Source organism: Gemmiger sp. An120 (assembly GCF_002160955.1).
GTDB lineage: Bacteria > Bacillota > Clostridia > Oscillospirales > Ruminococcaceae > Gemmiger_A > Gemmiger_A avium.
Genome location: NZ_NFLN01000003.1, coordinates 135,812 through 149,332, shown reverse-complemented (window position 1 = coordinate 149,332; position 13,521 = coordinate 135,812). Strand labels below are relative to the sequence as shown.

The following is a 13,521-nucleotide window of genomic DNA, read 5'->3' as shown; positions in this document are numbered from 1 at the left end:
TACACGATAAAACAGTGATTTTGGCATTTTGCAGTATAAATGCCGGGATTTTTGCGGCAGAAAGCACAATTTTAAGAAAATGAAAAAGGAGACGCTTTTGTCTTTTTCGCCTGATATTGTCAACATTCGGCATTTGTTTGACGCGGCCCCCCTGGCCTTTCTATAATGGGGATGCCGGGAGCAGGATGGCAAAAATGAATCCCCGGCAGAGAGGCAGACGGCCATGAAACTGTTGTTCATTTCTCCGCTGGAAAAGCATCTCCCCGGAACGCAAAAATCCCCCACAGCGCTTGCCGGGCTGCAAGCGCTGTGGGGGGAGACGGTCTCGTTTCAGATCCTCTGCCGCTTTGACCCGGAGGAGGCCGACCGGCTGTACATCCTGCCGCAGGTAACCTGCCCCGGCTGCCGGGTGCAGGTGTTCCGGCAGGAGGTTGTGCCTTGCACCTTTCCCTGTGCACCCAATGCCAGCGGTGCGTACCTGACCCGCAAGCCCGCCCTGATGCCTGATCCGCTGCTGCCCTGGAACGGTGAGCTGCTGCGGCTGCGGGCTGACCGGGACCGGCTGCTGTGGGTGGATGTACAGGTGCCATACGGTGCGGCGGATACCGCGGTGGAGGTGGCCCTGCTGGATCGCAGCGGCCATCCGCTGGCCCGGCAGACGCTGCCGCTGCAGGTGGTGCCGGTGGCGCTGGCGGAGCAGACCACCCGCCATTCCCAGTGGTTTTATGCCGACTGCCTTTGCCAGCGCTACGGCTGCGGGATGTTTTCGGAAGAATTCTACCGCATCGCCGCTGCTTACTGGCGCTGTGCTGCCGAACACGGCGTGGACACCTTGCTCACGCCGGTGTTCACCCCCTCGCTGGATGTGGAACCGGGCGGGCAGCGGATGCGCGGCCAGCTGGTGCGGGTGGAGCGCCGCGGGGATGACTATATCTTTGACTTTGCAGAACTGGAGCGCTGGGTGCGCACCGCCCGGGACTGCGGGATCGGCTGGTTTGAGATCGCGCCTTTCTTCACCCAGTGGGGGGCAAAACATCCGGTAACTGTCTATGCAGAGCCGGACGGCACGCCGCTGTTTGGCTGGCAGAACCCGGCGGATGATCCGGAATACGGCCGGTTCCTGGCCGCGCTGCTGCCCCGCCTGATGGATTGCTTTACCGCACTGGGGGTACGGGACCGGGTGCTTTTCCATATTTCGGACGAGCCCTCCGGGGAAAACCTGGAAGCCTACCGCCGCGCCCGGGCCAAAATCGAGCCCTGGGTGGGCGGCAGCCCTATCCTGGACGCCCTCAGTGACCCGGCTTTTGCCCGGGAGGGGCTGGTGACGGTACCGGTGGCCGCCGAGGATTATCTGGCCCCGTTTCTGCGCCGCCGCACCGGCCCGCTCTGGACCTACAGCTGCTGCTGCCAGGACAAAAAGGTGCCGAACGTCTTTCTGTCCATGCCGCTGACCCGCGCCCGGGTGCTGGGTGCCTTGCTGTATAAGGAACAGCTGGACGGCTATCTGCGCTGGGGATATAATTTCTGGTTCAGTCAGTTCAGCCTGCGCCCCATCGACCCCTGGCAGAACACCGACGCGGACGGGGGCTTCCCCTCCGGGGACGCCTTCCTGGTCTACCCGGGGCAGGGGGGCGAGCCGGTGCCCTCGCTGCGGCTGAAAACGCTACGGGACGCCTGGCAGGATCTGCGGGCGCTGCAGGCGCTGGAGCAGCGGGCAGGCCGGGCCGCGGCGCTGGACTGCATCCGGCAGCATCTGGGGCCGGTAAGCTTTACCCGCTACCCCGCCGACCCGGCCCGGTATCAGGCATTTCGGCAGGCGGTGAACGACCGTCTGCTTCAAACTACAGGAAAGCAGGAACAGGTATGAAAAAGATTGGATTTATCGGATACGGTCTGCGCAGTGAGACCATGATGAAAGCCTTTGCCGGCATCGGCGCGGAGATCGAGGCGGCAGCCATCGCCGACCCCCGCGCCGGGGAAATCCGGGAAAAGGTGGCGGCCGACAGCCGGTTTGCCCACACTCGGTATTACGCGGACGCGGCCGAAATGCTGGCCGCGGAACCGCTGGACGGCGTGTTTATCGGCACCCGCTGCGGGCTGCACGCCTCTCTGGCGGCCCAGGTGCTGGCGCGGGACCTGCCGCTGTTTCTGGAAAAGCCGGTCTGCATCAGCGAGGAACAGTATGACCAGCTGGCCCGGGCAGGCCAGGGGAAAGAGGACCGGGTGGTGGTCTCCTTCCCGCTGCGGCTCACCGATCCGGTGCAGCAGATGAAGCACCTGGCGGACAGCGGCGAACTGGGCGATATCGTGTCGGTACAGGCGGTGAACAACGTGCCCTACGGCAGCGTGTATTATCACAGCTGGTACCGGGACCCCTCCCTCACCGGCGGGCTGTTTTTGCAGAAAACCACCCACGACATTGACTATATCACCTACATCCTGGGCAAGCAGCCGGAACAGGTCTACGCCGAAACGGCCAAGATGCATTTCAAGGGGGACAAACCCGCGGGCCTGCATTGCCCCGACTGTCCGGAATACCACACCTGCCCGGAGAGCAGCTTTACCGTGCGGCATACCCGCAAGGAGGAGCCCACCGGCGACGCCTGCTGCTTTGCCCGGGATACCGGCAACGAGGACGTGGGCGCGGCGCTGTTCCGCTGCGGTGACGGCACCATCCTGTCCTACCACCAGATCTTCCTGGTGAAAGGGGAGGCGGGCCGCCGGGGCGCCCGGTTCGTGGGCACCCGGGCCAGTGCCGAGTTTGATTTTTATACCGCCCGTCTGCGGGTGGATTACTACGACGGACGGCGCGGTGCGGAGTATCAGTTCCACTGCCCGCCGGGCCTGCAGCATTTCGGCGGCGACGAGGAATTGGCCAAAGAATTTCTGGCGGTGATGGACGGCGCGCCCAGCCGCTCCAACCTGGCCCAGGGCCTGGCCAGCGCGGCGGCCTGCCTGGCCGCGAAGCGCTCTGCCGAGTGCGGCATGCCGGTGCGCATACAGCGATAATGGAATAAACAAAAAACGCGGCAGCCTACGCTGCCGCGCTTTTTGTTTGCCCTTTTCAGCGCAGAATGTTGCGCACGATGCCGTAAAGCACCGGTTTCATGTTGTCGATGGTGTCGGGCTTTCCCTCAATGATGGAGGAGTAGCACACCGACCCCACCATTTCCACAATCACAAAGATGATCCGGAACAGTTCCTCCTCGCTGTAGCGGGAGGCCTGGGGGCTGCGCTCCAGATCGCTCATCAGCCGGTCCCACAGCGGGTCGCTGCGCTCGCTCATCTGCCGGGCTACCATCGGCCAGGAGAAGTTCCGCTCCACCAGCCGCAGCACCAGCTTGTTGCGCTTGAAATACTCGATGATGTAGTCCAGCATGAGCAGCACGTTTTCCACAAAATCCGGGGTGCGCCGCTCCTCCAGCCAGGCATAGGCCTCCTCCAGCACCCGGGCGGAAATGTCATATACCAGCTGCTGCAGCAGCTGATCCTTGTCCTGAAAATACAGATAAAAGGTGCCCTTGGCCACATTGGCCCGCCGCACGATCTCGTCCACCGAGGTCTTGGCCACCCCTTTTTCGGTAAACAATCCGTAGGCAGCGGCCAGCAGACTCTGCCGCTTGCGCTCCTTGCGGGACTCCCGTTCATCCGGCATCGCTGTACCCCTCCTCCTCATTCCGGCGCGGTCACGCCGTTGCTTTCAGTATAAGCCCATCCCGCGCCGGTTGGCAAGTGTCCTACGGGGAATTGTACAAAATGACCAACAGTCACAATAAAACAATTCTGACCATTGGTCATTTAATGAATTGACCAGTGGTCATTTCTGCGGTATACTGCTGCTCGATGACCAACAGTCAGTTTCCGCTTCGCCGGAAACCGGGAAAGGAAGTGTTGTGCGATGGAATGGTTCGCACGTTGGGTGGTGCGGCACCGAAAAGCGGTGCTGCTGGCCGCGGTTCTGCTGCTGATCCCCTCGATCTTTGGCGCCGTGGGCACCTATATCAACTACGACATCCTCACCTATCTGCCGCCGGAGCTGGACTCCATGGTAGGGGAGGGGATGCTGGACGAGGATTTCCACATGGCGGCCACCTCCATGATCACGGTGGAGCACATGACCCAGGCCGATACGCTGGCCCTCAAGGAGGCGCTGGCGCAGGTGGAAGGGGTGCGCGCCGTGCTGGGGGCGGACGACCTGCTGAATGTGACCACCCCCAAAGAGATGCTGCCGTCGGATATCCGCCGCTTTTTCTACAGCGACAGCGGGGCCACCCTGCTGGTGGTACAGTTTGATTACCCCAGCGCCCATGCGGTGACCATGGCGGCCCAGAACACCATCAAGAAGCTGCTGAACGAGCGCTGCTTCATCGGCGGTATCTCCGCCATTCTGGAGGATACCCGGGCGCTGGTCAACAAGGAGATGCCGCTGTACATCCTCTGTGCGGTGGGCGCCTGTCTGGTGGTGCTGTTCCTGAGTATGAAAGAAACGGTGGTGCCGCTGATCTTCATGCTGGGGATGATCTTCCCCATCGGGTACAACTTCGGCACCAACATCTTTCTGGGCCAGATCAGCTACATCACCGAGGCCCTGGCCACCGTGCTGCAGCTGGGCGTCACGATGGATTTTTCCATCTTCCTGCTGCACCGGTTTGAGGAAGAGCAGCTGACCTGCCCCGACCCGGAACGGGCCATGGTACAGGCCATACAGAAAACCTTCTCCTCGATTCTGGCCAGCTCCCTCACCACCATCGCGGGTTTCCTGGCCATGTGCACCATGCGTCTTACCCTGGGGCGGGACATCGGCCTGGTCATGGCCAAGGGCGTTCTGCTGGGGGTGATCAGCACCGTCACCATCCTGCCGGCGCTGCTGCTTACCTTCCGGGGCGCTATCTCCCGCCATACCCACCGCACCTTTATTCCCCGGCTGCAGCGCACGCCCCGTTTTGCAGTGCGCCACGCGGTGCCGATCCTGGCGGTGTTCGTGGCCTGCTTCGTCCCCTTTGCCGTGGCGCAGGCCAAAACCCCGGTCTACTACACCCTGTTCGACAGCCTGCCCCAGGATCTGCCGGGCATTGAGGGCACCAACCGGCTGAAAGAGGACTTCGGCATGACCACCTCCCACTTTATCCTGGTGGATGCGGATCTGTCCTCCCGGGAGATGCAGAACCTGTCCCGGGAGATCGCCGGGGTGGAGGGGATCCACCAGGTGCTCAGCTGGGAAAGCTTTGTGGGCGGCGGGATCCCGCAGGAGATGCTGCCCCGTTCCGCCCGGGAGATGTTCCAGGCGGGCGGCCACGAGATGCTGCTGGCCAACTCCAGCTGCAAAAGCGGTACCGCCGAACAGGGCGAGCAGCTCAAAACCCTCAACGAGATCGTAAAACGGTACGATCCCAACGGGGTCATCACCGGCGAGGGCGCCATGACCAACGACCTGATCCAGGTGGCGGATGTGGATTTCCGCAGCGTCAGCATCGCCAGTATTTTGGCGGTGTTCCTGATCATCGCGGTCAGCTTCCGCTCGCTGTCCATACCGGTGCTGCTGGTGGCGGCCATTGAAAGCGCCATCATGATCAATATGGGCATCCCGTATTTCACCGGGGATGTGCTGCCCTTTGTGGCCAGCATCGTAATCGGCACGATCCAGCTGGGCGCCACGGTAGACTACGCCATCCTGCTGACCACCCGGTTCCGGGAGGAACGGGAGGGCGGCTATCCCGCCCGGGAGGCCGCCCGCATCGCGGTGGAACAGTGCAGCCAGAGCATCCTCACCAGCGGGCTTACCTTCTTTGCGGCCACCTTCAGCGTGTCGCTGGCGTCCCGCATGGAGCTGATCGGCAGTCTGTGCCGCCTGATCAGCCGGGGCGCGCTGATCAGTATGTTTGTGATCCTGCTGATTCTGCCGGCTTTGCTGGTGATTACCGAACCCATCATTCAAAAGACCACCTGGCGCTGGACGCGCCGGGGAAAGGAGACGACCACCCCATGAAACGATTCTGGAAAAAAGCCCTGGCCGCCGCCCTCAGCGGCGCGCTGGCGGTAAGCTGCACCCTGCCCGCCTTTGCCGCCGGGCCCCAAAGCAGCGAAATGACCAAGAACGAAAATGTGTTTGTGATCCTGAACCCGGACGGCTCCATCCGGGAACAGATCGTCAGCGACTGGCTGCACAGCGACAGCGGATTTTCCGCCGCTGCCGACCGCAGCAGCCTGACCGGCATTACCAACCTGACCGATACGGTGATGCCGGAACAGAACGGGCAGGAACTGACCTGGACCACCGATGCCAAGGATATCTACTACCAGGGCACCACCGACCAGACCCCGCCGGTCACGGTGGAGATCCGCTATACCCTGGACGGCAGCCCGGTCACCGCCGAAGAACTGGAAGGCAAAAGCGGCCACCTGGTCATCCGTCTGGCGCTCACCAATCATGAGGGGCAGCAGAAAAAGATCGGCGGCAAGACCCGTACCGTCTATACGCCCTTCTTCACGGTGGCGGCCCTGACCCTGCCGGTGGGCACCTACACCGATGTGACCGCCCTGCACGGCACGGTGCAGACCGACGCCAAAACCCAGCTGGCCTGTTTCCTGGCCATGCCGGGCATGTCGGAAACGCTGGACGGCCTGCTGCCGGGGGCGTTTTCCGGCCTGGAAAACTATCTGCTGGACGAACTGGTGGTGGAGGCGGATGTAACCGACTGCACCCTGCCCACCGTGCTGCTGGCCTCTTCCACCAGTGTGGAGGAGCTGTCCGACGGGCTGGACCTGCCCGATCTGGATCTGGGCCAGCTGGATCAGCTGAAAGACGCGGCGGCCCAGCTGCAGAGCGGTGCGTCTACCCTGCATCAGGCCACCGGCGCGCTGCAGAGCAAGATGGAAGAGTTCGAGAGCAGCTATGCCACCTTTGACGCGGGCGTGGACAGCGCCCTGTCCGGCGCACAGCAGGTGCAGGCCGGTTCCCAGCGGCTGCTGGACGGCACCAAGAGCCTGGATGACGGCGCGACCCAGCTGGCGGACGGTACCGTGCAGCTGGACGACGGGGCCAGGCAGCTGTCCGACCAGCTGCAGCAGCAGCTGGTTCCGGCCCTGCAGGGGGCTGCCGGCCAGCAGGCTGCGCTGGAACAGGAGATGGAAGCGCTGCTGGAACAGCTGGAGGGGCTGAAGTTCCCGGATGTGGCGGCGCTCAAAACCCAGCTGGCCACCGGCGTGGGCCAGGTGTTTGACGGCGCCGCGCAGGGCGCAGCCCAGGCAGCTGCCCAGAATGTGGGCGACGCGGTGAAAAGCGGTGCCGCCCAGGCGGCCCAGGCCGCGGTAGGGCAGGCCATGCCCGTCGTGTCCCGGGCCGTGCAGGATACCCTGACGGCAGCCCTGCAGCCCTATGTGGACAGCGGTAAGCTCACCCCGGAGGAGGCCGCGGCCATTCAGGAACAGGCCGGCGGCGCGGTCCAGGCGGCTGCACCCGCCGTGCAGGAGGCCGCGGCCGGTGCGATCCAGAGCCAGGTGAACTTTGACGCCGCCCAGGTGGCGGATCAGGTGGTTGCCGGCATGGCCACGCAGAAGCAGGCGGCGGTGGATAAAGTCACGGCCGCGCTGGACGGGCTGGATGTTTCCGTGGTGGAACCGGCGATAACCGGCTTCCTGAAACTGGCGGGGGATGCCCAGACCATGATGAACTCCCTCAAAACCCTGACCGGTGCACTGTACGATGCGGAAAATCCCGCCAACCCGCAGACGGTGGCCGGTGCGGCCGCGGCGCTGGCAAGCGGTACGGCCGGTGTCCGGCAGGGGGTAAGCACCCTGCGCACCGGTGCCGACCAGCTTACCGCGGGTGCCGCGGAGCTGAACAACGGCGCTTCGGCGCTGAGCGCGGGGCTGAGCACCCTGTCCGCCTCCAGCAAAACCGTAAAGGACGCCATCGGGCAGTTCCGCACCGGTGCGGGTAGCCTGAACGAGGGCGCGGGTCAGCTGCAGGCCGGTCTGGACACCTGCGTGGAGCAGGTGGGCGGCCGTCTGAAAGACCTGGCCGGCAACGCCGACGGCGGTTCCCTGGGCCAGGTCCTGGACGCCATGGAAGAGCAGGCCGCAGCCTATACTTCGTATACCGGCAGCGCCGAGGGGGTCAAGGCCAGCGTTAAGTTTATCATGAAGACCGATGAGCCGGATACACCACAAACCGAATCCCCGGCGGCTGCGCAGCAGCCGGAACCCGCTGTGCAGGAAACCACCTTCTGGGATCGGGTGCTGCACCTGTTCGGCTGAGCAGACCTACCTATTATATATAAGGAAAACCGCCTGACGGCCCTTTGCCGCAGGCGGTTTTTTGCCGCAAAAACCGGCAGAACGAAAATTTGTTGATTTGCCCAGCATTTTTTTGAAAATACTGTTGACATACACAAACTTTGCCTGTAAAATAAATCATGTTGCGCCACCTGGGCGTAACTCTGCCCCAAACCTCGTATATACGGGGCGAAGGACGGAAAAATACTGTAAGAAAGGAGAACAAAATGCCTACTTTTAACCAGCTTGTACGCAAGGGTCGTGAGGTCCTGGTCAAGAAGAGCACCGCTCCCGCGCTGCTGAAGAGCTACAACTCTCAGAAGAAGGCCTATTCCGATCAGAATAGCCCCCAGAAGCGTGGCGTCTGCACCGCTGTTCGTACCATGACCCCGAAAAAGCCCAACTCTGCTCTTCGTAAGGTAGCCCGTGTTAAGCTCACGAATGGTATCGAGGTAACCTCTTACATTCCGGGTATCGGCCATAACCTGCAGGAGCATAGCGTCGTACTGATCCGTGGCGGCCGTGTTAAGGACCTGCCTGGTGTTCGTTACCACATCATCCGTGGTACTCTGGATACCCAGGGCGTGGCCAACCGCAACCAGGCCCGTTCCAAGTACGGTGCGAAGCGTCCCAAGGCCGGTGCTAAGAAGAAGTAATAAAAATCATACCCGCCACAAAGGCTGTTTATATACAAGCGTAAATTGCCTTTCGTGTGGCACAACGGGAGTTTTTATGCTTTCGAGTACCGATGATATCATTCTGTGAAGGAGGGAAGAAAGATGCCCAGAAGAGGTAATACTGCGAAGCGGGACGTTTTGGCGGATCCGCTTTACAATTCCAAAATGGTCACCCGGCTGATCAACAGCATCATGCTGGATGGCAAGAAGGGCGTTGCTCAGAAAATCGTGTACGATGCCTTCAATATCGTGCAGGAGAAGAGCGGCAACGATCCCCTGGAGATGTTCGAAAAGGCTATGGAGAACATCATGCCCAGCCTGGAGGTTAAGGCTCGCCGTGTGGGCGGCTCCACCTATCAGGTGCCTATGGAGGTGCGTCCTGAGCGCCGTCAGACCCTGGGTCTGCGCTGGCTCACCACCTACTCTCGCACCCGCAGCGAGCGCACCATGTCTCTGCGCCTGGCCAACGAGATCCTGGACGCCTGCAACAACACCGGTAACGCGGTGAAGAAGCGCGAGGATACCCACAAGATGGCCGAGGCCAACAAGGCTTTCGCTCACTATCGTTATTGATTCGGTTAGGAGGTTACTATGCCAAGAGACGTTTCTCTGGAAATGACCAGAAACATCGGCATTATGGCGCACATTGACGCCGGCAAGACCACCACCACCGAGCGTATCCTCTACTACACCGGTGTAAACCACAAGATCGGTGAGACGCACGATGGTGCGGCTACCATGGACTGGATGGCGCAGGAGCAGGAGCGTGGTATCACCATCACTTCTGCTGCTACCACCTGCTACTGGAGCCACACGGAACTGCTGAACGATCCTGCCAAGGCCAAGAAGTTCCGGCACCGGATCAACATCATCGACACCCCGGGCCACGTGGACTTCACCGTTGAGGTGGAACGCAGCCTGCGCGTGCTGGACGGCTCTGTGACCGTTCTGTGCGCCAAGGGCGGTGTTGAGCCCCAGTCCGAGACTGTTTGGCGTCAGGCCGACAAGTATCACGTGCCCCGTATGGCGTACGTGAACAAGATGGACATCATGGGCGCCGACTTCTATCGCGTCGTGCGCATGATGCGTGAGCGCCTGAAGTGCAACGCCGTGCCCATCCAGCTGCCCATCGGCGCCGAGGATACCTTCAAGGGTATCATCGACCTGATCGACATGAAGGCTGACGTCTACTACGACGACATGGGCAAGGATGTCCGCGTGGAGGAAATCCCCGAGGATATGCGCGAGCTGGCCGAGCAGTATCATGCCGAGATGATCGAGGCCATTGCCGAAAACGACGAAGAGCTGATGATGAAGTACCTGGACGGCGAAGAGCTGACCAAGGAAGAAATCAAGACCGCTCTGCGCCGCGAGACCATCGCCAACACCGTGGTTCCCGTTGTCTGCGGTACTTCCTACCGCAACAAGGGCGTTCAGAAGCTGCTGGACGCCATCGTGGACTATATGCCCGCCCCCACCGATATCGAGGATATCAAGGGCGTGAACCCCGAGACCGGCGAGGAGACCAGCCGTCCGTCTTCTGACGACGCGCCGTTCGCCGCTCTGGCTTTCAAGATCGCCACCGACCCGTTCGTTGGCAAGCTGTGCTTCTTCCGCGTGTACTCCGGTACCGTTGAGGCCGGCTCCACCGTGTACAACTCGGTGAAGGAAAACAACGAGCGTATGGGCCGCATCCTGCAGATGCACGCCAACCACCGGCAGGACATCGAGATCTGCTACGCCGGCGACATCGCCGCCGCTGTGGGTCTGAAGAATACCACCACCGGTGACACCCTGTGCGATCCCAAGCACCCCGTCATCCTGGAGAGCATGGAGTTCCCCGAGCCCGTTATCCGCGTTGCCATCGAGCCCAAGACCAAGGCTGGTCAGGAGAAGATGGGCATTGCGCTGAACAAGCTGGCTGAAGAGGACCCCACCTTCCGTACCTGGACCGACGAGGAAACCGGTCAGACCATCATCGCCGGCATGGGCGAGCTGCACCTGGAAATCATCGTGGACCGCCTGCTGCGCGAGTTCAAGGTGGAAGCCAACGTGGGCGCCCCGCAGGTTGCTTACCGCGAGTGCATCCGTCGTGCCGCCGATTCCAACACCAAGTATGCCCGTCAGTCTGGTGGTAAGGGCCAGTATGGTCACTGTATCATCACCATCGAGCCCAACGAGGCTGGCAAGGGCTACGAGTTCATCAACGCCGTGGTTGGCGGCGATGTGCCGAAGGAGTATATCCCGGCCATCGACCAGGGCATCCAGGGCGCGATGAAGGCCGGCATCCTGGCCGGTTACCCGGTGGAGGACGTCAAGGTCACCCTGAAGGGCGGCTCCTATCACGAGGTCGACTCTTCTGAAATGGCCTTTAAGATCGCCGGCTCCATGGCGTTCAAGGACGCTATGGCCAAGGCCGATCCCGCCATCATGGAGCCCATCATGAAGGTCGCGGTCATTGTGCCCGACGAATACATGGGCGACGTGATCGGCGACCTGAACAGCCGCCGTGGCCAGATCCAGGGCATGGAAGCCCTGAATGGCTCTCAGCAGGTCAACGCCTTCGTCCCGCTGTCCAACATGTTCGGTTATTCCACCGACCTGCGCAGCAAGACCCAGGGCCGTGGCCAGTACTCCATGGAGCCCAGCCATTACGCTGAGGTGCCCAAGAGCATCGCTGAGGAGATCATGGCCGGCCGCAAGAAGGACTGATTTCACCCCAGCCCTGGCAACTGCGGGGAAATTCCCGCAAATGTCTTGATTTTTGAGAACTGATTTAGTATGATATTCGTAAGTCATACGGTCATAAAAAAGGAGGACAATAACCATGGCAAAAGCTAAGTTTGAGCGTTCCAAGCCTCATATTAACATTGGCACCATCGGCCACGTTGACCACGGCAAGACCACCCTGACCGCCGCCATCACCAAGGTGCTGGCTATGAAGGGCGACGCCGAGTTCACCGATTACGCCAACATCGATAAGGCTCCCGAGGAGCGCGAGCGCGGCATCACCATCAACACCTCTCACGTGGAGTACCAGACCGACAACCGTCACTACGCCCACGTGGACTGCCCGGGCCACGCCGACTACGTGAAGAACATGATCACCGGTGCTGCCCAGATGGACGGCGCTATCCTGGTCGTGTCTGCCGCTGACGGCCCCATGCCCCAGACCCGTGAGCACATCCTGCTGAGCCGCCAGGTAGGCGTGCCCTACATCGTTGTGTTCATGAACAAGGTGGACCAGGTTGACGATCCCGAGCTGCTGGATCTGGTCGAGATGGAGATCCGTGATCTGCTGACCGAGTACGACTTCCCCGGCGACGACACCCCGATCATCAAGGGTTCCGCTCTGAAGGTTCTGGAGAGCAACTCCACCGACATCAACGCTCCCGAGTACGCCTGCATCCTGGAGCTGATGGACGCTGTTGACAGCTACATCCCCACCCCGGATCGTATGGCTGACCAGCCGTTCCTGATGCCCGTTGAGGACGTGTTCACCATCACCGGCCGCGGCACCGTGGCTACCGGTCGTGTGGAGCGCGGCACCATCAAGGTTGGCGAGGAAGTTGAGATCGTTGGCCTGAAGGACGAGAAGATGAAGACCACCGTTACCGGTCTGGAGATGTTCCGCAAGCTGCTGGACTTCGCTCAGGCTGGCGACAACGTGGGCGCCCTGCTGCGTGGTGTGCAGCGTTCTGATATCGAGCGTGGCCAGGTTCTGTCCAAGCCCGGTACCATTCATCCCCACACCAAGTTCTCTGGCCAGGTCTACATCCTGAAGAAGGAAGAAGGCGGCCGTCACACCCCGTTCTTCAACAACTACCGTCCTCAGTTCTACTTCCGTACCACCGACGTGACCGGCGTCATCACTCTGCCCGAAGGCACTGAGATGTGCATGCCCGGCGATAACGTCAGCATGGACGTTGAGCTGATCACCCCGATCGCTATCGAGGAAGGCCTGCGTTTCGCTATCCGTGAGGGTGGCCGTACCGTTGGCTCCGGCGTTGTTACCAAGATCAACGAGTAATCGTTATCTGCATCGCTTTTTTGGCCCCTGCCAGTTTGGCAGGGGCCTTTTCGCATATGCCGGGCAGCCTGGCATTTGGTGCAGCGCCCCTTTTTATCCAGAGGCGATTGTGGTACAATAGACAGGGTACAACGCGGATGGACCGCCGCGAATTTGTGTACCGGTGAGGAAAGTGACCTATGGAAATACAACAAATCTGCAGCCTGCTGGAGATTGACTGGCAGGCATGCGTGTCCCGGTTCAGCGGCAACGAGGGGCTGTACCGGCGTTTTCTGTTCCGCTTTCCCCAGGATGAGACCTGGGAACAGCTGGCCCGGGCCTGGGAACAGCAGGACATTCCCGGTGTGGAGCGGGGGGCGCACACCCTGAAAGGCATTGCCGCCAATCTGGGTCTTGCCCGCCTGCAGGCCGACAGCGCTGCGGTTGTGGACGCTGTCCGTGCCGGCCGCACGGAGGAACTGCCCGCGCTGATGGAGCAGCTGACCGCCAGCTGCCGCCTTGCCCGTGAGATCCTGTCCCAGCCGGTGGACTAAGGGGGCG

10 protein-coding genes are annotated in these 13,521 nt (G+C 61.4%); 9 read left to right on the top strand and 1 reads right to left on the bottom strand.

Features of this window, described 5'->3' with window-relative positions; translation table 11 throughout:
- Nucleotides 1-223 precede the first annotated feature (223 nt).
- Together B5E65_RS04045 and B5E65_RS04040 are read left to right on the top strand one after the other, a co-directional pair.
- The gene (locus B5E65_RS04045) at nt 224-1,867 is read left to right on the top strand and encodes a DUF4091 domain-containing protein (RefSeq protein WP_087170495.1); all 1,644 of its coding nucleotides are present in this window, start codon (nt 224-226) and stop codon (nt 1,865-1,867) included.
- On the top strand, nt 1,864-3,009 hold the full coding sequence (locus tag B5E65_RS04040; protein WP_087170494.1) for a Gfo/Idh/MocA family protein: 1,146 nt from the start codon (nt 1,864-1,866) through the stop codon (nt 3,007-3,009). The genes B5E65_RS04045 and B5E65_RS04040 overlap by 4 nt, the downstream gene beginning before the upstream one ends.
- A 55-nt stretch (nt 3,010-3,064) precedes the next feature.
- Here the strand turns inward: B5E65_RS04040 and B5E65_RS04035 are convergent, their stop codons facing one another.
- Nucleotides 3,065-3,655: a TetR/AcrR family transcriptional regulator gene (locus B5E65_RS04035; RefSeq protein WP_087170493.1), complete on the bottom strand. Its 591-nt coding sequence runs from the start codon at nt 3,653-3,655 to the stop codon at nt 3,065-3,067.
- A 243-nt stretch (nt 3,656-3,898) separates the two neighbouring features.
- Here B5E65_RS04035 and B5E65_RS04030 point away from each other — a divergent pair, with 243 nt between their 5' ends.
- The 7 genes from B5E65_RS04030 (at nt 3,899) to B5E65_RS04000 (ending at nt 13,514) form a co-directional block, all read left to right on the top strand.
- Entirely contained in the window at nt 3,899-5,986 is a 2,088-nt protein-coding gene (locus tag B5E65_RS04030; RefSeq protein WP_087170492.1) for an efflux RND transporter permease subunit, read from the top strand.
- Nucleotides 5,983-8,256, top strand: coding sequence for a hypothetical protein (locus tag B5E65_RS04025; RefSeq protein WP_087170491.1), 2,274 nt, complete (start codon nt 5,983-5,985; stop codon nt 8,254-8,256). Before B5E65_RS04030 ends, B5E65_RS04025 begins: the two co-directional genes overlap by 4 nt.
- Before the next feature lie 245 nt (nt 8,257-8,501).
- The gene (rpsL, locus tag B5E65_RS04020) at nt 8,502-8,930 is read left to right on the top strand and encodes a 30S ribosomal protein S12 (protein ID WP_087170490.1); all 429 of its coding nucleotides are present in this window, start codon (nt 8,502-8,504) and stop codon (nt 8,928-8,930) included.
- A gap of 123 nt (nt 8,931-9,053) precedes the next feature.
- Nucleotides 9,054-9,524 (top strand): 30S ribosomal protein S7, encoded by a 471-nt coding sequence (gene rpsG / locus B5E65_RS04015; protein ID WP_087170489.1) that lies wholly within the window; start codon nt 9,054-9,056, stop codon nt 9,522-9,524.
- Nucleotides 9,525-9,542: 18 nt separating this feature from the next.
- Nucleotides 9,543-11,663 carry an elongation factor G gene (fusA, locus tag B5E65_RS04010; RefSeq protein WP_087170488.1) on the top strand — a complete coding sequence of 707 codons (2,121 nt, stop codon included), beginning with the start codon at nt 9,543-9,545 and terminating at the stop codon, nt 11,661-11,663.
- Nucleotides 11,664-11,778: 115 nt separating this feature from the next.
- Nucleotides 11,779-12,981 (top strand): elongation factor Tu, encoded by a 1,203-nt coding sequence (gene tuf / locus B5E65_RS04005; RefSeq protein ID WP_087170487.1) that lies wholly within the window; start codon nt 11,779-11,781, stop codon nt 12,979-12,981.
- Nucleotides 12,982-13,160: 179 nt separating this feature from the next.
- The gene (locus B5E65_RS04000; protein WP_087170486.1) at nt 13,161-13,514 is read left to right on the top strand and encodes an Hpt domain-containing protein; all 354 of its coding nucleotides are present in this window, start codon (nt 13,161-13,163) and stop codon (nt 13,512-13,514) included.
- The last annotated feature ends 7 nt before the right edge of the window (nt 13,515-13,521 follow it).